Source organism: Streptomyces sp. NPDC086519, assembly GCF_040686075.1.
Lineage (GTDB): Bacteria > Actinomycetota > Actinomycetes > Streptomycetales > Streptomycetaceae > Streptomyces > Streptomyces shenzhenensis.
Genome location: NZ_JBFBJL010000014.1, coordinates 1 through 19,253, shown reverse-complemented (window position 1 = coordinate 19,253; position 19,253 = coordinate 1). Strand labels below are relative to the sequence as shown.

Below are 19,253 nucleotides of genomic sequence, written 5' to 3'. Positions count from 1 at the left end.
AGGGTTCCGCCGGAGCGGAATCCGAAAGACCCGTGCCCAGGCGGCCGTCGCCCGCCCGGGGGCTCGGGGACCGGATCTTCCGGGTCCAGTTGACGGCCTCCGGCGTCATCGTCCTCGCCATCATGGCCGCCGTAGGGCTGTTCCTGCTGCTCCGGGCCGGGCAGGCCCTGCGCACCAGAGGGATCTGGGGCTTCCTCACCACCGCCGAATGGCAGCCGGACGTGCACCGCTTCGGCATCGCGGCCGTGCTCACCGGCACGCTGTTCATCGCCGCCGTGGCCGTCACGATCAGCGTGCCGCTGGCCCTCGGGACCGCCCTGTTCATCTCGGACGTCGCGCCCCGCCCGCTGCGCCGCACGCTCGTCTCCATGGTCGACCTGATGGCCGCCGTGCCGTCCGTGGTCTACGGCCTGTGGGGGCTCTTCTTCCTCCAGCAGCACGTGATCGGGCTGTCCCGGTGGCTGTCGGACTGGTTCGGGTGGATCCCCTTCCTGCACGTCGACGGCACCCAGCCGGGCGAACCGCTCGCCTCCCAGAGCGTCTACACCGCCTCCACCTTCGTCGCCGGCATCGTCGTGGCCCTGATGGTCGCGCCGATCCAGTGCTCGGTGATGCGCGAGGTGTTCGCGCAGGCGCCGGCCGGTGAACGCGAGGGCGCCTACGCGCTCGGCGCCACCCGCTGGGGCATGATCCGCGCGGTCGTGCTGCCGTACGGCATGGGCGGGATCATCGGCGGCACCATGCTGGGCCTGGGCCGGGCCCTCGGCGAGACCATCGCGGTCTACCTGATCATCTCCCCGGTCTTCACCATCCAGCCGCACATCCTTCAGACCGGCTCGAACTCCGTCTCCTCCCTCATCGCCCTGCACTACGGCGATGCCTCCGCCTTCGGCATGTCGGCGCTGATGGCGGCGGGCCTGGCGCTGTTCCTGCTCACCCTGGCGGTCAACTTCACCGCCTCCTCGATCGTGGCGCGGTCACGGTCCGGCGCACAGAGCGAGGCGTGACGATGACCGTCGTGGACCTTGAGAAGGGCGCTCCCCAGGGCGCCCCGCAGGACGCGCCGCAGGGCGCCCCCGGGAACGCCGCCGCGGGCACTTCCGCGGACACCGCCGCGGTCACCGCGCTCCCCGACGTGCCGCGCCGGATCGGCGGGGTCACCCGCTCCGGTGTGCTGTCGGTGTTCGGCGCCGCCGCCTCCGGGCTGTGCGTCGCCGTCCTCCTCTTCGGCGAACTCGCGCCGTTCTCCGGGGCATTGGGGTTCTTCGTCACCGCGTACCTCTCTTTCCTCGGCATCTACGCGGTGTTGACAGGACTTGAGGAGAACGGGCAGGCGGTACGGGACCGGGTGATGACCGTCGTCCTGTGGTCCGCGGGCGGGCTGATGTTCGCCGCGCTCACCATGGTCCTGGGCTTCACCGCGTGGCGCGGCCGGGAGGCCCTGCCGCACGCCAACTTCTTCACCCAGGACATGCAGGCGGCGGGCCCGCTCGACCCGCTGACCAACGGCGGCATCGCACACGCCATGCTCGGCACGCTCATCATGATCGCCATCGCGCTGGCGATCACGGTGCCGCTGGGTCTGGCCTGCGCGGTGTACCTCAACCAGATACCCGGCCGCTTCTCCCGGTTCGTCCGCACGATCGTCGAGGCGATGACCGCGCTGCCGTCCATCGTGGCCGGCCTGATGGTGTACGCCGTCTGGATCCTCAACCTCGGCATGCAGAAGTCGGGTCTGGCGGCCGGCTTCGCGATCAGTGTGATGATGCTGCCGATCGTGATCCGCGCGGCGGACGTCGTGCTGCGCCTGGTCCCCGGCACCCTCACGGAGGCGTCCGAGGCGCTCGGCGCGCCGCGCTGGCGGACGGTGTGGCACGTGGTCCTCCCCACCGCCCGCTCCGGCCTCGCCACCGCCGTCATCCTCGGCACCGCCCGCGGCATCGGCGAGACCTCCCCGGTCCTGCTCACGGCGGGCTTCACGGCGGCGCTCAACGCCGACCCGACGAGCGGCCCGATGGTCTCCCTCCCGCTGGCCGTCTTCAACTTCGTCAAGTCCCCCGAGCCCGCGATGATCGCCCGCGGCTTCGGCGCGGCGGCGGTCCTGATGGCCCTGGTCCTGGTCCTCTTCGTGATCGCCCGCGTGATCGGCGGCCGCGGTCCCGGCCACCAGAACAAGCGCCAGGCGAGAAGAGCAGCGAGGGCGTCCCGCCGGGACGCCACGAGGTTCGCCGAACTGCACACACCGGGGCTGGAGCTGTTCGAGACCGGTGACCGTGACAACGCCGGTGCGAGCAACGAGCCCGAGGGCGCGGGGCTGCATCGATCAGCGGGCGCGCCCAGCCACGACGCACCCGCGGCCGACAGCGGCGAGCAGTCCCCCGAGTACCACGCACCCGCACCCGCACCCGCCCACGGCGATCCCGCCCCGCAGGGGCCACCCGCACCGGACGACGAAACCCGCACGGGTGGTGCGGGTGGGAACGAAGACCTCGCAACAGGAGACAGTCACTGATGTCCAGCCCTGTCATCAACGCCCTCCGTCGGCTGGGCATCCTGGCCGCACTGATGGGCATCCTCGGGACCATCGCCGGCACCCCGGCCGTCGCCGACTCGTACACCCCCATCGCCGGCGCCGGCTCCACCTGGGCCGAGAACGCCGTCGACGAATGGCGTCGGGCCGTCAACCAGTACGGCATGCGCATCAGCTACGCCGGCACCGGCTCCTCCGACGGCCGCCGCCAGTTCCTCTCCGGCACCGTCGACTTCGCCGTCTCCGACATCCCGTTCCAGACGAACCCCACCGACGGCAGCGCGGCCGAACGCCCGGCGTCCGGCTCCTACGCCTACATGCCGATCGTCGCCGGCGGCACGGTGTTCATGTACCACCTCACCGTCAACGGCAAGCGGGTCACCAACCTCCGTCTCTCCGGCGACGTGGTCACCAAGATCTTCACCGGCGCCGTCAAGACCTGGGACGACCCGGTCATCAAGGCCGACAACCCGGGGCTGCAACTCCCCCACCGCACCATCGTCCCCGTCGTCCGCTCCGACGGCTCCGGCTCCACCGCCCAGTTCACGCTGTGGATGGCGAACCAGCACAGGTCGCTGTGGAACGCCTACTGCGCCAAGGTCGGCCGCTCGGGAGCGTGCGGGCAGACGTCGTACTACCCGACCGTCTCCGGCATGATCGCCCAGTCCGGTGACCTCGGCGTCGCCGGTTACGTCGCCCAGAACTACGGCGAGGGCGCGATCGGGTACGTCAACTACTCGTACGCACTGAACGCGCACTATCCGGTCGCCAAGGTCCTGAACCACGCGGGCTACTACACCGAGCCCACCCCGCAGAACGTGGCGGTCTCCCTCCTCAAGGCGAGGATCAACACGAACAAGAGCTCCGCGGACTACCTCACCCAGCAGCTCGACGGCGTCTACAACGACAGCGACAGGCGCAACTACCCGCTGTCCAGCTACTCGTACATGATCCTGCCGCTGAAGGTGCAGGGCACCTTCACCAAGGCCAAGGGCAAGACGCTCGGCGCGTTCTCGTACTACTTCATGTGCCAGGGCCAGCAGCAGGCGCCGAAGCTCGGCTACTCGCCGCTGCCGATCAACCTGGTGCAGGCCGGCTTCGACCAGATCCGCCGGATCCCGGGCGTGCAGGCGCAGAACATCAACATCAAGAACTGCAACAACCCGACGTTCACCGCCAGTGGCCAGAACAAGCTCGCGCAGACCGCGCCGTACCCGGCCGCCTGTGACAAGAAGGGCGCGGCGCCCTGCACCGGCGGCAGTGGCGGCGCCAAGTCCGGCTCGGGCAGCGGCAGCGGCGGCGGCTCCGGCACCGGCGGCGCCTCGGGCGGCACCGGCGGCACGGACGCCTCGACCGGCGGCGCCGGCGGCTCCGGCGGCAGCGCCCAGCCCTCCGTCGACCCCGACACCGGCCAGACCATCAGCCCCGGCGGCGGAACGGGCACCGGCACAAGCGCCGGCGGCACCGGTACGGCCGCCGACGGCACCGTCGCCCTCGCCCAGCCCGTCGCCGTGGCCACCGCGCACGGCTGGACCGGCACCCAGACGCTGATGCTGCTGGCCGCGGTCCTGGTCTTCGGCCTGCTCCTGCTGCCGTCGGTGGTCTCCCGCCTGGTCGGCAGCAGGGCGGGCGGCAACGGCACCACCGGCTCGGACGAGGGGAGCTCGCGATGAGACGCACCCGGATACGCAACGCGCTGATCCGCCTGCTCGCCGGCGCCACCGTCGGCGCCCTGGCCGGACTCGCGGTCGCCCAGACCGCTCCCACGGCCGCCGCGGCCACCGACTCGGCCGTGACCGTCTCCGGGCGCGGCGAGTTCAAGGACATGAAGTTCACGGTCTCCCAGACCAAGAACCTCACCAGCCAGGCCGTCACGGTCAGCTGGACCGGCGGCACCCCGACCACGTTCGCGGGCACGCAGTTCAACACGGACTTCGTGCAGATCATGCAGTGCTGGGGCGACGACGACGGCACGGTCCCGTCCAACCCGGGCCCGGCGCGCACCCAGTGCCAGTACGGCGGCTCCCCGACCACCGACCGCTCCAGCTGGCCGGGCAACGCCTACGACGACACCCGCCAGGTCTTCTACAGCGCCGACCCCACCAACTACGGCCAGGACAACCGGTACGGCGCGGCCAACCCGAACGCGCCGGGCGAGGTCCCCTTCAAGTCGGTCGACGGCACCACCGTCACCACCAACACCCAGAACAACCAGTTCTTCAACTACAACACCAGCAACGAGATCGATTTCGCCCGCACCAGCGCCAACGGCACGGGCCAGGAGTACTTCGAGGTCCAGACCGCCAACGAGGCGCCCCACCTCGGCTGCGGCGAGCCCGTCACCACCGGCGGCGTCACCAGGCCCCGCTCGTGCTGGCTGGTGATCGTCCCGCAGGGCCACCTGGACCTGGACGGCAAGCCGTACGCGGACAAGAGCCAGGTCAACGCGGGCTCCCCGGTCTCCTCCACCAACTGGGCGAACCGGGTCGCGATCAAGCTGGACTTCAACAGCGTCGGCACCAACTGTGCCCTCGGTGCCGACGAACGTCCCACCACCGGCAGCGAGCTGGTGGCCGACGCGATGACCAGCTGGCAGGCCCAGCTGTGCTCGTCCGGCAAGGTCTACAGCTACACCGAGCTCGGCGAGCCGGACACCCGGTCCCGGCTCAGCAACGACGGCTCCTCCGGGCTCGCCTTCACCACCCGCGCGCTGGGGGCCGACGCGAGCTCGGCCGCCCCCTCGGACACCACGACGTACGCGCCGGTCGCGCTCTCCGGCGCCGTGATCGGCTTCACGATCGAGCGGAGACCGAAGGCCGGCGCACCGGAGTCGATCGACAAACTCGCCGGCACCAAGGTCGAGTCGATCAAGCTGACCCCCCGCCTGGTCGCCAAGCTGCTCACCGAGTCGTACCGCAGCTCGCCCTGGGGAGCCGTGATCAGCGGCACCGCCGCCAAGGGCTACGGCTGGGCGAGGAACAACCCGGCGGGCCTGGCGAGCGACCCCGAATTCATCGCGCTCAACCCGGAGTTCGCGTACCTCTCGGTCTCCGAGACGCCGTCCACCGACACCGACCTGATGACCGCCCTCGGCCACACGGACACCGCCCGCGCGCTGTGGCAGTGGATCATCTCGGACAAGGATGCCCGGCAGTTCCTCGCCGGCGTCCCCGACGACGACGGGATGCGGGTCAACCCGTACTACAGCACCAACGCCGACCTGAACCCGACGGGCCTCGCCTTCGACCCGACGAACCTCGACGAGTACCCGAAGAGCGACCCGTGGTGCACGATCCCGCCCGGCACCGGCGCCACGCTCAAGCAGTGCATGACCGACTTCCACCCCTACGTCGAGGACATGCACTCCGGCGCCCTGCACACCCGGCGTGCCGACACCCTGTGGAAGTCGAGCTGGGACGCGCTCGCCAGCCCGCCTGCCTTCAAGAGCACCGGCCCGCAGACGGTCGGTTCCCGCTTCGTCATCACGATCACGGACGCGGCTTCGGCGGCCCGCTACGGCCTGCAGACAGCCAGTCTCCGCAACGCCGCGGGCACGTTCGTGGCGCCGGCCCCCGCCTCCCTGACCGCCGCCGCGAACAGCGCCGCCGGCAAGAACGTCGCCGAGATCACCCCGTCCGGCGCCACGGCGAAGAACGCCTACCCGCTCGCCCAGCTGGTCTACGCGGCCGTCCGGCCGGCCAAGATCAAGTCCGCCGCCCGCACGGACTACGCGGCCCTGCTGCAGTACGCGGCCGGCACCGGGCAGGTCAGCGGCGCCGACCCGGGCCGCCTGCCGGCCGGTTACGCACCGCTGTCCGAGAAGCTCCGTGCCCAGACCCTCAAGGCGGTCCAGGCGCTGCTGCACTACACCGGGCCGACCGCCGACGGCTCCGGCGGGCCGGCCGACGGCGGCGGCACCGACACCTCGGGCGGCGGCCCCTCCGGCACCACCGGGGTCGACGGCGGCACGACCGGCGGCGCCGGTACGGGCGCCGGAGGCGCCGGCGCGAGCGCCTCGCCCAGCGCGTCGGCGTCGTTCGACGGCGGCAAGGCGCTACAGACCACCGCGGCCGGCAACACCCCGGCCGACCCGGCCAACCCGCTGCGGTACGCCGTCCCGGTCGGGGCCGCGCTCGGTGCGGTCGCCGGGGCCGGTGCGCCCTTCGCCGGCGGCAACCGGCTGCGGCTGCCGCTGCGCCTCCCGCTGCCCGGCGGGCGGAGCGTGACCGTCGTACCCGAACTGCCGGAGCTGTCGCGCCGACTGCGGCGACTGCTCCCGTAACCCCCGAGCGCCCCGGCGCTCCCCACAGACCGGAGCACCACCCGGTGCTCCCGCAGACGGCCGCCCGCCCCGAAAGGCAGTCGGGGCGGACGGCTTGCACCACCCTGCCAGATCCTCTGGCAACACCCAGCTAGCTAGCTCTCGTCAGGAGACTCTCGATGCGCAATCTGCGCTCTTCGGCGGCGTTCGTCGCCGCGGCCGTGGTGGCCGGCGGCCTCGCCCTCGCCACCCCGGCGGTCGCCGACCCGGACGCCGGTGCCTTCCGCCAGCTGGTCGGCGTCGGCTCGGACACCACTCAGGACGTCCTCAACGCCCTCGCCGGCGACACCGTCAACGGCATCAGCTACGCCACCACCGCCGTGAAGGCGACGTCCGGTGCCCGCATCGCCTCCTACGACGCGATCGAGCCCGGCACCGGCTCCACGACGTCGAAGATCACCACCCGCACCGGCGGCCCCTCCTTCGCGCGCCCGAACGGCTCCGGCGCCGGCCGCAAGGCCCTGACCAAGTCGCTGACCGGCGAGTCCTGGCCGGACTCCAGCGGCGTCGCCATCACGAACCAGGTCGACTTCGGCCGCTCCTCCGGCGCCCCCTCCGGCTCGGGCACCGCGCTCACCTTCATCCCCATGGCGCGGGACGCCATCGGCGTGGCGGTGCGCGGCTCGGGGCTGGACACCCTGACGGTGCAGCAGCTGCACGACATCTACAACGGCACCCTCACCACGGTGAACGGCCAGACCGTGCACCCGAAGATCCCGCAGGCCAACTCGGGCACCCGCAACTTCTTCCTCAACGCGATCGGCCTGAAGGACAACGAGCTCACCTCGAGCGTCCAGGTCGTCCAAGAGAACCAGGGCAACGCCGCCCTCACCGAGGACGGCGCCGTCGTCCCGTTCTCCGTCGGTTCCTGGATCGCCCAGAACAACGGCGTCTCCCCCGACTACACCAAGACCTCCGTGACCAACGGCGGTCACCTGGCCGCGATCCAGTTCACGGGCGACATCGGCGGCACCAGCCCGGTGACGACGGTCAACGGCAAGCTCAAGCCCGTCACCGACTACTACGAGAACGCCACCTTCGGCCGCGACGTCTACAACGTCGTCCCGACCCGTGAGGTCGACACCACCAGCATCTTCTTCGACCAGGACGTGTACGACATCTTCGTCACCAGCGGCAGCCACACCGCCGCCCTGGCCTCCGACGACGCCGAGAAGGTCATCGCCTCCTTCGGCTTCGTCAACGAGTCCTACAACGGCTCCATCAACCTGGCCAAGCACGCCAAGCAGGGCGGCCTGGAGGGGTCGGGCATCGACACGAGCGTGCCCGCCGCGCCCACCCTGAAGACCACCGTGGGTGACGCGAGCCTGAAGCTGAGCTGGACCCCGAGCAGCATCGTCCCGGCCCTGCCGGTCACCGACTACCGCGTCACGCTGAAGGCCGCGGACGGCGCCGTCGTCGCCACCAAGGACCTCGCGGCCTCCGCCACGTCGTACTCCTTCACCGGCCTGACCAACGGCACCTACACCGCCACGGTCACCGCCAACAACCTCAGCGGCACCGGCGCCGAGGCCGCCTCGACCAGCACGGTCAAGTACACCAGCAAGACGACCGCCACCGCCGCCACCACCGCCTACGGCAAGACCCCCAAGGTCGCCGTCACCGTCGCCGGCTCGCACGGCGTCACGGCGTCCGGCAAGGTCACGGTGAAGGAGGGCTCCACCACCCTCGGCACCGGCACCCTGGACGCGTCCGGCAAGGTCACCATCGGCCTGTCGAACCACCTCAAGGTCGCCACGCACTCCCTGTCGGTCTCCTACGCGGGCAGCGCCGGCCTCAACGCGTCCTCGACGACCGTCTCCCTGAAGATCACCAAGGCCACGGCGTCGGTCGCCACCTCCGCCCCGACCTCGGTGAGCCACACCGCCAAGGCCAAGGTCACCGTCAAGGTCACCGCGACCGGCACCACCCCGACCGGCACCGTCCGCATCTACGAGGGCACCAAGGTCATCGCGACCGGCACCCTGAGCAGCGGCAAGGTCACCATCACCCTGCCGAAGCTGGCCAAGGGCAAGCACACCCTGCACGCCTTCTACGCCGGTTCCTCGACCGTGAACTCGAAGACCGGCGCCAACTTCACCATCAAGTCCACCTGACCGGCTGACGGGCCCGCCGGGAGCCTCGCACGGCTCCCGGCGGCCCTCACTCATTCCTCGAAGGAGGCGGGCCGCCATGACCGTCGCCGTACCGACATCCAGAGCTCTGGCTCCGGCCGTGCCCCGCAGGCCCGTCCGCAGCCTCACCTTCGTCCGCCACCTCTCGCGGGGCGGACTGCTCAGTCTCGCCGCCCTGCTGCTCGGCATCACCGCCCAGCTGCTGGTGTTCAGCGGCGCCCAGGAACACTCCGCCCAGCACGCCGACTTCGACCAGCTGCGCGAGCAACTCGCCCTCGGCACCGCCCCGGTGGCGCAGACCGGGCAGGACGGCAAGCTGCTGGCGCCCGGCACGCCGGTCGCGATCGTCGACGTACCGAAGCTGGGCCTGAGCCAGGTCGTCCTGGAGGGCACCGACTCCTCCGTGATGACGGACGGCCCCGGTCACCGCCGGGACACCCCGATGCCCGGCCAGGCCGGCACCAGCGTGGTGATGGGCCGGGCGGCGGCGTACGGCGGCCCGTTCGGCAAGCTCTCCCGGCTCGCCACCGGTGACACCTTCACCGTGACCACCGGCCAGGGCAGGGCGAAGTTCCAGGTCATCGACGTACGACGGGCCGGCGACCCGGCGCCGACGGCGCTGGCCCCGGGCAAGAGCCGGCTGGTCCTCATCACCGCCACCGGCCCCGCGTACATGCCCTCCGGGATCCTGCGCGTCGACGCCGACCTGGTCTCGGCGCCGTTCCAGACCCCGTCGGCCGTGATCCGGGCCGGCACCCTGCCGAGCTCCGAGGAGCCGCTGGCCCGCCCCTCCGGGGTGCCGTGGCCGCTGGTGATGTGGCTTCAGGCGCTGCTCCTGTGCGCCGTGGCCGCCGTCTGGACCTGGCACCGCTGGGGCCGCCACCAGACGTGGATCGTCTTCGCCCCGGTCGTCGCGGTGCTCGGCCTCCAGGTCGCGACGCGGACCACCGAACTGCTGCCGAACCTGCTGTGACCGAGGGATTGAGATGACCGAGACAGTCGAGATGACCGAGACAGTTCAGACGACCGGGACCGTTCAGATGACCGACACCGCCGTACTGCCCGCCGTCGTGGTGGACGGGCCCGCCCCCGCCACGCTCGAAGCCCGTGCCGTCTCCGCCTGGTTCGGCTCCCACCAGGTGCTCAGCCAGGTCTCGCTGACCATGCCCGCGGGCGAGGTGACCGCGCTGATCGGCCCGTCCGGCTGCGGCAAGTCGACGTTCCTGCGCACCCTGAACCGGATGCACGAGCTGATCCCCTCGGCGCAGTTCGGCGGTGAGGTGCTCTTCGAGGGCGAGGACATCTACGACCCGTCCTGGCGGCTGACCGACGCCCGCCGCAGGATCGGCATGGTCTTCCAGAAGCCGAACCCGTTCCCGGCGATGTCGATCTACGACAACGTGGTGGCGGGCCTGAAGCTGACCGGCACGAAGGCGGGCCGCCGCGAGAAGGACGTACTGGTCGAGGAGTCGCTGACCCGCGCCGGCCTCTGGAAGGAGGTCCGTGACCGGCTCCGCCAGCCCGGCGGCGCCCTGTCCGGCGGCCAGCAGCAGCGCCTGTGCATCGCGCGGGCCCTGGCGGTCCGCCCCCGGGTCCTGCTCATGGACGAGCCGTGCTCGGCCCTGGACCCCACCTCCACCCGCCGGGTCGAGGAGACCATCCAGGACCTGGCCGGCCAGGTCACGATCGTCATCGTCACCCACAACATGCAGCAGGCCCACCGCGTCTCCCAGCAGTGCGCCTTCTTCCTGGCCGAACAGGGCACCCCGGGCGGCATCGTCGAGCACGGCGCCACGGAGGACGTCTTCAACTCCCCGCAGGACCAGCGCACCGCGGACTACGTGGCGGGCCGGTTCGGCTGAGCCCGGCCACGGGGGTGGGCGTGGCACGGCGACACGGTGACGACCGTTCCGTGCCGTGCCGTTCCGTGCCGTGCGATGCCGTCATCACGGTGCACGCCGTCGTCGGCTGCGGGTGCGTCGGGCTGGTCGCGCAGTTCCCCGCGCCCCTTTGGGGCGCTCCTCGACCGGCGGCTGAACAGCGCCCCGCAAGGGGCGCGGGGAACGGCGCGACCAGCCACAGCAGCGCCGCACCCGTGGCCGCCGTCGTCACCCGTGCGGGCCACGGCGGAGAGCGCCGAACACGGCGGCGAATCCCCTGTCGCCTCCGTCGGCCCCTGCGCCCCCCGTGTTCACGCCGATGCGCCCGCTGACGCGAACAGGCGCGACCTGAGGCTTTCCGGACCCTACGTATTGTAGGTTCCCCATCGGCCACGGCGGTTCGTCAGCTCACGGGGGTACGCATGCAGGGCACGGACGCACAGGAGGCGCGGCGCAGCCTCGCCCCCACGGTGGCGGTGCTGGTGGCGAGTCTGCTGATCGCGGCGGTGGGGGTGTACGAACTGTCCGGCTTCGGGCTGCACAGCCTCGACCGGCGCCCGCACCTGTTCAGCGACGGGCTGGCGACCGGCGGGGTGATCGTCGCGGTGGTGGCGGCCGGGGCGGCGATCGGTAACCTGGCGTGGATGCTGGCGGCCCGGCGGCGGGCGGAACGGGAACGGGCGCAGGCCCCCGTACGTCCGTAAGAGACAGGACACCCTTTCACACCGTATTCCGTACGACGGTGGATCACTCCCCCGTCTCCCCCCGCTACCCTACGGACTGTAGGGTCAGCCCTCCGCCAATCCGCTCCCCGTCCCCAAGGTGACCGGTCCCCATGCCCGCACAGCCCTCGACCCTGATCCCACGGCGCGTGTCCGCCGCATTCCGCGCCCCCGCCGGCGCCTCCGGCGACGCGCTGCGCAGGCGGGCCGCCGACTTCACCGTCTGGTACCTGCGCGTGATCGCCGTACTGAACATAGTGGCGGTGATGTCGCTCCCCTTCCGCCACGAGGTCGACGAGCACAACAACGGCCGCCTCACCCTGCACCTGCACCGGCAGCACGCGCACCACTCCGGCCAGTTCTTCACCCCGTACCTGGCCACGGCGGGCCTGGTCTCGGCCGCCCTCGCCATCTTCTTCGTCCTGGTGATGCGCCGCCGCAAGCGCGCGGCCTGGGTGGTCAACCTGCTCCTGTCCGCCCCGCTCTTCGCCCTCTACGTCCTCGCCCTCACCCAGCACGAGTACCGCGCCCACGCCTTCAACTGGGTCTCCGCCGCCGTCACCGGCCTCTTCGTGGCCGCGCTGCTGATCAGCCGCCGGGAGTTCAACGCGGTCGGCGACCCGTCGAACCCGAAGACGGCGCTGGCGGTGGGGGCCGGCGGCGTCCTGGTCACCGGCGGCCTGGGCACCCTCCTCGTGCACGCCACGAACAAGCTGCCCGGCGCCACCCTGCCCGACGAGATCGCCTACACCCTCCTGCGGGGCATCAGCGTCGGCCCGCTCGCCGACCACGTCACCGCGGTCCACGCGCCCCGCTGGACCGACATCATCATCAACATCCTCCTCGCGGCCGCCTTCTGCCTCGTCCTCTACGCCGGTTTCCGCTCCCCGCGCGGCCGCCGCCTGCTCAGCGCGGAGGACGAGTCCCGGCTGCGCGGCCTGCTGGACAAGCACGGCGCCCGCGACTCCCTCGGCTACTTCGCGCTGCGCCGGGACAAGATGGCGATCTTCTCCCCCACCGGCAAGTCGGCGGTCACCTACCGCGTCGTCGGCGGTGTCAGCCTCGCCTCCGGCGACCCGATCGGCGACCCGGAGGCGTGGCCCGGCGCGATCGACGCATGGCTGACGGAGGCACGGCGCCACGCGTGGACGCCCGCCGTCATGGGCGCGAGCGAGGAGGCCGGGACCGTCTACGGCCGCCACGGCCTGGACGCCCTGGAACTGGGCGACGAGGCGATCGTCGACATCGCCGACTTCACCCTCGAAGGCCGCGCGATGCGCGTCGTCCGCCAGGCCCACAACCGCGTGCGCCGGGCCGGCTACACGGTCCGCATCCGCCGCCACGAGGACATCCCGGCCGACGAGATGGCCATGCTCATGGAGCGGGCCGACCACTGGCGCGACGGCGCCACCGAACGCGGCTTCTCCATGGCCCTCGGGCGCCTCGGCGATCCGGCGGACGGCCGCTGCGTGATGCTGGAGTGCCGGGACGCGAACGACACCCCCCGCGCCCTCCTCAGCTTCGTCCCCTGGGGCGAGCACGGCCTCTCCCTGGACCTGATGCGCCGCGACCGCGACTCCGAGAACGGCCTGATGGAGTTCATGGTGGTGGAACTCCTTCTCCGCGCGGCCGAGTTGAAGGTCGACCGGGTCTCCCTGAACTTCGCGATGTTCCGCTCGGTCTTCGAACGCGGTTCCCGCCTCGGCGCCGGCCCGGTCCTGCGCCTGTGGCACACCACCCTCACCTTCTTCTCCCGCTGGTGGCAGATCGAGTCCCTGTACCGCGCGAACGCCAAGTACCGGCCGGTGTGGGAACCCCGCTACATCCTCTTCACGAAGACCAGCGACCTTCCCCGCATCGGCCTGGCGAGCGCGCGGGCGGAGGGGTTCCTCACGCTTCCCTGGGGGACCTGACCGGGGCCGCGGCGGGCGCTCGGCCACCGCCTGCTCCCGCCTGCTCCCGCCTACCCCGCCGGCTCCGCCTGCTCCGCGCCGACCGTCCGCAGTGCCGTCACCACCAGTGTCCGGGCCACCGCCACCACCTCCGCCACCGACACCCGCTCCTCCGCGCTGTGCGCCACCCGTACGTCCCCGGGCCCGTACTGGAGCGTCGGGATCCCGGCCCCCGTGTACAGCCGCAGGTCGCTGCCGTAGGGCGCCCCGCGCTCCCGGGGCCGGGACGCCCAGCCGTTGGCGTCGGTGCAGGCGTCCCGCACCACCGCCCGCAGCGGATGCCCCTCCTTCAGCCGCCCGCTCGCGAACTGCCCGCCCGGCCAGGTCACCGTGGCCGGGTGCTCCCGCAACCACGGGTCGGCCGCGCACACCTCGGCCACGCACCGCTCCACCTCGGCCCGCGCGTCGGCCGGTTCCTCGCCCAGCCGCACCCCGAGCCGCCCCTCGGCGATCAGCAGGTCCGGCACACTGCTCGCCCAGTCGCCCGCGCGCAGGGTGCCGACCGAGAGGGCGTACGGGATCGGGTACTCGGCCATCAGGAGATCGGGGTCGCGGTTGCGGGCCCGCTCCAGCTCGGCCAGCGCCCGGTGGATCGCGAGGTAGCCGTCGATCGCGCTCACCCCGGCGTCCCGCGAGCTGGCGTGCGCCGCCTTCCCCGGCACGGTGAGCCGGAAGGTCAGCGCCCCCGCGTTCGCCGTGATCAGCGTCCCCGCCGTCGGCTCGGTGATCACGCAGGCGTCGCCGTCGTACCCCCTGCGCAGGGTGCCGAACGCTCCCAGCCCGCCGTCCTCCTCCCCCACCACGAAGTGCAGGGCCAGCCGCCCCCGCAGCCGCACCCCGGCCGCCCGGATCGCGGCCAGCGCGGCGAGGTGCGCCACCAGCCCCGCCTTCATGTCACACGCCCCGCGCCCGTGCACGACATCGCCGGTCACCCTCGGCACGAACGGATCGCCCGGCCAGGCGGCCGGGTCCCCCGGCGGTACGACGTCCACGTGCCCCTGGAGGATCAGCGTCGGCCCGTCGCCGTCCCCGGGCGTCCGTCCGACCAGCCCCCATGCCTCCTCCCGCGCCACCTCCATGCCCGGGAACTCGGGGTCGGCGAGCAGCGCCGGCAGGTCCATGGACCACAGGTCGACGTCCAGTCCCAGCCGCTCCAGGCGACCGGCCAGCAGGTGCTGGAGCTCCGACTCCGCGGCACTGCCGGTGATGCTCGGCACCGCCATCAGCTCCAGCAGCATCCGGCCCACGGCCGCCTCGTCGACGCAGCCGAGGGCCGCGGCCTCCTGATCGGTCAGCATGAGTTCCTCCCCGCAGTCACCCGGTGCCCCGATCATCACCCCACCGCCGGGGATACGTCACCACCCGGCTCTGGGCCTGTGCGGCCTGGGCGGTGGGCGGTAGGCGGTAGGCGGTAGGCACGGTCACGCGGGAGGCGGTACGCAGCACGTAGTCACGCGGCACGCAGCACGTAGTCACGCAGCACGCAGCACGCAGCACGCAGCACGCAGCACGCGGTACTCGGTACGCAGCACGCGATCACGCAGCACGCGATCACGCAGCACGCGATCACGCAGCACGCGATCACCTGGCACCCAGCCACCCAGCCACCCGGCACCCGGCACCCGGCACCCGGCACCCGGCACCCGGCACGCGATTACGCGGCTAAACCGCGAGGTCCCCCGCGGGGGCCGCCGGCGACGAGCCCGCCGCCCACCGTGAACCCGATCACCGCGCCGCCGCCCTCCCGGCGGAAGGCGAAGGGGGCGCCGCCGTGGGCCATGGCGACCTCGCGGACGATGGAGAGGCCGAGGCCGGAGCCGGGCAGGGAGCGGGCGTCGGCGGCGCGGTAGAAGCGGTCGAAAATACGGATCAGGTCGCCCTCCGCGATGCCGGGGCCGCGGTCGAGGACCTCGACGCGGACCGTGCCCGGCCGGGCGGGGCCGGTGACGCTGATCTCGATGGGCGCCTTGCCGTCCCGGTCGAACTTGGCCGCGTTCTCGACGAGGTTGGAGATGGCCCGCTGGAGCATGCCGGGCCGGCCGTCGGTCGTCGTGTCGCCGGCCACGCGCAGGACGATCTCGCGGCCCGTACGGCGCCGGGCCAGCCCGGCCACGTCCTCCGCGATGTCGGCCAGGTCCACGTGCTGCGGCGGCTCGTTGTCGGACTGCCCGGCCGCGAGGTCGACCAGCTCGTTGACCAGGTCGGTCAGCTCGCGCGCCTCCTGGCCGAGGTCGGCGACGAGTTCGTCACGGGTCGCGGGCGGGAGTTCGTCGATCCGGCGGAGCAGGGAGATGTTCGTCCGCAGGGAGGTCAGCGGGGTGCGCAGCTCGTGGCCCGCGTCCTGGACCAGACGCCGCTGGTCCTCCTCCGACTGCGCGAGCCGGCCGAGCATCCGGTCGAAGGCGCGGCCCAGCCGGCCCACCTCGTCCAGTCCGGTCACCGGGACCTGGATGCCGAGTTGCCGGGTGCGGGCCACGTCCTCCGCCGCCGACGTCAGGATCACCAGCCGGCGGGTGATGCGCCTCGCCAGCCACCAGCCGAACAGCCCGGCGGCCACCACCACGGCCGCCATCAGCAGCAGCGTCCGCTGCTGGAGCGCCTGCAGCAGGTCCTCGGTGTCGCTGAACTCCTGGGCCACCTGCACCGCGCCCCGGCCGCCGCCGAGCGCGACCGTGGCGATCCGGAACAGGTCCTCGCCGGCCTGGACATCCTTGTGCTGGACCGTCTTCCCGGCCTGTGCGGCGGTGGCGGCGGCCCGGTCCGCCGTGGTGACGGGCAGCACCGGGGTGCCGTGGTCGACGATCTCGCCCCGCGCGCCGAGCACCTGGACGTCGGTGCGCGCGGGCCGGACCAGATCATGGCCGGGCTGGGAGGAGGAGAAGTCCTCCGGCACCATCCGGTGCTGCTTGACCTCGTCCTGGACGTCGGAGACGACCTGCGTGAACACCGACTGCTGGTCGACGCGGACCAGCCGGGCGGCCGCGTTGTACGACAGGATGCCGACGACGATCGTGACGACGGCCGTGACCGCCGCGAAGGAGACGACGAAGGTGGTGCGCAGGGAGACCAGGCCCGGCCGGCGCCGGGCCAGGACCCGGGTGAGCCGCTCCAGCCGCTGGAGAAGGCCCACTCAGTCCTCCCGCAGCACGTAACCCACGCCCCGGACGGTGTGGATCAGCTGCGGGGCGCCGGGCTCGTCGAGCTTGCGGCGCAGGTAGCCGACGTAGACGGCGAGGTTCTTGGAGCCGGGGCCGAAGTCGTAGCCCCAGATGCGGTCGTAGATCGTGGAGTGGTCGAGGACGATGCCGGCGTTGCGCGCGAGCAGCTCCAGCAGTTCGAACTCGGTGCGGGTCAGCTCCAGCTCGCGCTTGCCGCGCCAGGCCCGGCGGGCCTGGAGGTCCATCCGCAGACCGGCCGCCTCGACCTGCCGGTCGGAGATCAGCGGCTCCCGGCCGGGCTCGGCCGCCGTGGCGGCGCCGGTGCCGGTGCCGGTGCCGCCGCCGGTACCCGGGCCGGTGCCGGTGGTCACGGGCAGGGTACGGCGCAGCAGCGCCCGCAGCCGGGCGAAGACCTCCTCGACGTCGAAGGGCTTGACGACGTAGTCGTCGGCGCCGGCGTCCAGGCCCGCGATCCGGTCGGCGGTCTCCACCAGCGCGGTCAGCATGAGGATCGGGGTGCGGTCCCCTTCCGCACGCAGGACGCGGCAGACCTGGAGGCCGTCGATGCCGGGCATCATCACGTCGAGGAGGAGGACGTCGGGGCTGGTGCGGTGGGCGTGCGCGAGTGCTTCCACACCGTCCGCGACCGCCGTCACCTCATAACCCTCCAGGGTGAGGGCCCGCTCCAGGGCATGGCGGATGGCGCGGTCGTCTTCGGCGAGCAGCACAGTCTGGGGCACGCCCCCAGTCTGCCAAGGCCTCCGGCGGTTCTGGCGTGGTGAGCGGGCCTACGATCACCCTTTTTACCTGCCTCTCACCGTCACAGAGGCAACCGGGAGGGGGGCCGGATCATGGGCGACGGGGCGGGGATGGCCGGGGGGCGAGGTACCGGATCTTGGGGGGGCGAGTGGGGGGTGGGGAGTTGAGGATGAGTGTCGGGTGCGGGCCGGTGTGGGCTGGGTGCGCAGTTCCCCGCGCCCCTGACGGGGCGCTGCCCAGCCGTGTCTTATACAGCCGCGGGCAGTCGTGCCTCCCCCAGTGCCTTAAGGGCCTGGGAGGTGCCCCCAGGGCGATGGGGGTCCCCCCGCGCGAGCGAAGCCGAGCGTGGGGGAGGGTGGGCGCGGGCGGCACCCTGCCGGCGCCGGTAAGCGTCCCCACCCGCGGCCCCCTTGGCCCCGGCCCGCCTCAGCTCGCGCCCAGCCTCGCCAGTTGCTCCGCGAAGGGGACCACCGGCAACTCCTCCGGCTTGTCGCGGCCGGCCGCGGTCAGCCCCGTCATCAGCGCGGCCAGCTCCCCCGCCGCCCGCTCGACGCGGCTCTCCAGGCCCTCCGCACCCCAGTCCTCCGACGCCGCGTACACCGCTGTCGGCACGACCACCGCCCGCAGGTACGCGAACAGCGGCCGCAGCGCGTGCTCCAGCACCAGCGAGTGCCGTGCCGTACCGCCGGTCGCCGCGATCAGCACCGGCTTGCCCGCCAGCGCGTCCTTGTCGAGCACGTCGAAGAACGACTTGAACAGGCCGCTGTAGGAGGCCGTGAACACCGGCGTGACCACGATCAGGCCGTCCGCCTCGGTCACCGCTTCCAGGGCCGCCGCGAGCCTGCGCCCGGGGAACCCGTTCGTGAAGTTGTGCGCGATCTCGACCGCGAGGTCGCGCAGCTCCACCACCTCAAGCTCGACCCGGGCCTGCCGGCCCACGGCCGCTGCCAGCCGGTCCGCCAGCAGCCGCGTGGACGACGGCACGCTCAGCCCCGCCGAGACGACGACGAGCTTCATACCTCGGCCTCCTCCTTCTTCTCCGCCTTCTTCTCCGCAGCCTTCTCAGCAGCCTCCGCGGACTTCTCCGCAGCCTCCGCAGCCTTCTCCGCAGTGGCGGCGGCGAGCAGCGACGCGTGCGTCGGCGCCTCCGGCACGTCCGCCGGACGGCCCTTCGCGAACTCCTTGCGCAGGACCGGGACGACCTCCTCGCCGAGCATGTCGAGCTGCTCCAGGACCGTCTTCAGCGGCAGCCCCGCGTGGTCCATCAGGAACAGCTGACGCTGGTAGTCGCCCGCGTACTCGCGGAAGGCCAGCGTCTTCTCGATCACCTGCTGCGGCGAGCCCACCGTCAGCGGGGTCTGCTCGGTGAAGTCCTCCAGGGAGGGCCCGTGGCCGTAGACCGGCGCGTTGTCGAAGTACGGCCGGAACTCACGCACCGCGTCCTGCGAGTTCTTCCGCATGAACACCTGGCCGCCGAGGCCGACGATCGCCTGCTCGGGCGTGCCGTGGCCGTAGTGCGCGAACCGCTTCCGGTAGAACTCGACCATCCGCTTGGTGTGGTCGGCGGGCCAGAAGATGTGGTTGTGGAAGAAGCCGTCACCGTAGTAGGCGGCCTGCTCGGCTATCTCGGGCGAGCGGATCGAGCCGTGCCAGACGAACGGCGGCACGTCGTCCATCGGCCGCGGGGTGGAGGTGAAGCCCTGCAGCGGCGTGCGGAACTTGCCCTCCCAGTCGACGACGTCCTCGCGCCACAGCCGGCGCAGCAGGGCGTAGTTCTCGATGGCGAGGTTGATGCCCTC

At 72.2% G+C, this 19,253-nt stretch carries 14 protein-coding genes; 9 read left to right on the top strand and 5 right to left on the bottom strand.

Annotated features, from left to right (window positions below; genetic code table 11):
* Positions 1–32: 32 nt before the first annotated feature.
* The 9 genes from pstC to AB0P24_RS15365 all read left to right on the top strand — a co-directional run bounded on the left by pstC (position 33) and on the right by AB0P24_RS15365 (position 13,498).
* A complete protein-coding gene (gene pstC / locus AB0P24_RS15405; RefSeq protein ID WP_365794058.1) occupies positions 33–1,007 on the top strand; it encodes a phosphate ABC transporter permease subunit PstC in 975 nt (324 codons plus the stop codon).
* A gap of 2 nt (positions 1,008–1,009) precedes the next feature.
* A complete protein-coding gene (gene pstA / locus AB0P24_RS15400) occupies positions 1,010–2,512 on the top strand; it encodes a phosphate ABC transporter permease PstA (protein ID WP_365794327.1) in 1,503 nt (500 codons plus the stop codon).
* Positions 2,512–4,203 (top strand): phosphate ABC transporter substrate-binding protein PstS, encoded by a 1,692-nt coding sequence (locus AB0P24_RS15395; RefSeq protein ID WP_365794056.1) that lies wholly within the window; start codon positions 2,512–2,514, stop codon positions 4,201–4,203. The genes pstA and AB0P24_RS15395 overlap by 1 nt, the downstream gene beginning before the upstream one ends.
* Positions 4,200–6,812, top strand: a complete 2,613-nt coding sequence (locus AB0P24_RS15390) for a hypothetical protein (RefSeq protein WP_365794054.1) — start codon at positions 4,200–4,202, stop codon at positions 6,810–6,812. Before AB0P24_RS15395 ends, AB0P24_RS15390 begins: the two co-directional genes overlap by 4 nt.
* A 158-nt stretch (positions 6,813–6,970) precedes the next feature.
* A complete protein-coding gene (locus tag AB0P24_RS15385) occupies positions 6,971–8,965 on the top strand; it encodes an Ig-like domain repeat protein (protein WP_365794052.1) in 1,995 nt (664 codons plus the stop codon).
* A 76-nt stretch (positions 8,966–9,041) separates the two neighbouring features.
* Positions 9,042–9,956 (top strand): sortase, encoded by a 915-nt coding sequence (locus tag AB0P24_RS15380; protein WP_365794050.1) that lies wholly within the window; start codon positions 9,042–9,044, stop codon positions 9,954–9,956.
* Between the two features lie 67 nt (positions 9,957–10,023).
* Complete coding sequence (gene pstB / locus AB0P24_RS15375; protein ID WP_365794325.1) at positions 10,024–10,845, top strand: phosphate ABC transporter ATP-binding protein PstB; 822 nt, start codon at positions 10,024–10,026, stop codon at positions 10,843–10,845.
* Between the two features lie 440 nt (positions 10,846–11,285).
* Positions 11,286–11,567 carry a hypothetical protein gene (locus tag AB0P24_RS15370; RefSeq protein WP_365794048.1) on the top strand — a complete coding sequence of 94 codons (282 nt, stop codon included), beginning with the start codon at positions 11,286–11,288 and terminating at the stop codon, positions 11,565–11,567.
* Positions 11,568–11,698: 131 nt separating this feature from the next.
* Positions 11,699–13,498, top strand: coding sequence for a phosphatidylglycerol lysyltransferase domain-containing protein (locus AB0P24_RS15365; RefSeq protein WP_365794046.1), 1,800 nt, complete (start codon positions 11,699–11,701; stop codon positions 13,496–13,498).
* A 50-nt stretch (positions 13,499–13,548) separates the two neighbouring features.
* Here the strand turns inward: AB0P24_RS15365 and AB0P24_RS15360 are convergent, their stop codons facing one another.
* The 5 genes from AB0P24_RS15360 to AB0P24_RS15340 form a co-directional block, all read right to left on the bottom strand.
* Complete coding sequence (locus AB0P24_RS15360; protein ID WP_365794045.1) at positions 13,549–14,835, bottom strand: ArgE/DapE family deacylase; 1,287 nt, start codon at positions 14,833–14,835, stop codon at positions 13,549–13,551.
* A gap of 356 nt (positions 14,836–15,191) precedes the next feature.
* Positions 15,192–16,667, bottom strand: coding sequence for a HAMP domain-containing sensor histidine kinase (locus AB0P24_RS15355; RefSeq protein WP_365794043.1), 1,476 nt, complete (start codon positions 16,665–16,667; stop codon positions 15,192–15,194).
* The gene (locus tag AB0P24_RS15350) at positions 16,668–17,435 is read right to left on the bottom strand and encodes a response regulator transcription factor (protein ID WP_365794041.1); all 768 of its coding nucleotides are present in this window, start codon (positions 17,433–17,435) and stop codon (positions 16,668–16,670) included. It abuts the gene before it with no gap.
* A 445-nt stretch (positions 17,436–17,880) separates the two neighbouring features.
* Complete coding sequence (locus tag AB0P24_RS15345; protein WP_365794039.1) at positions 17,881–18,471, bottom strand: FMN reductase; 591 nt, start codon at positions 18,469–18,471, stop codon at positions 17,881–17,883.
* On the bottom strand, positions 18,468–19,253 hold a 786-nt coding region (locus AB0P24_RS15340; RefSeq protein ID WP_365794037.1), incomplete at its 5' end, for an LLM class flavin-dependent oxidoreductase. The genes AB0P24_RS15340 and AB0P24_RS15345, both read right to left, overlap by 4 nt.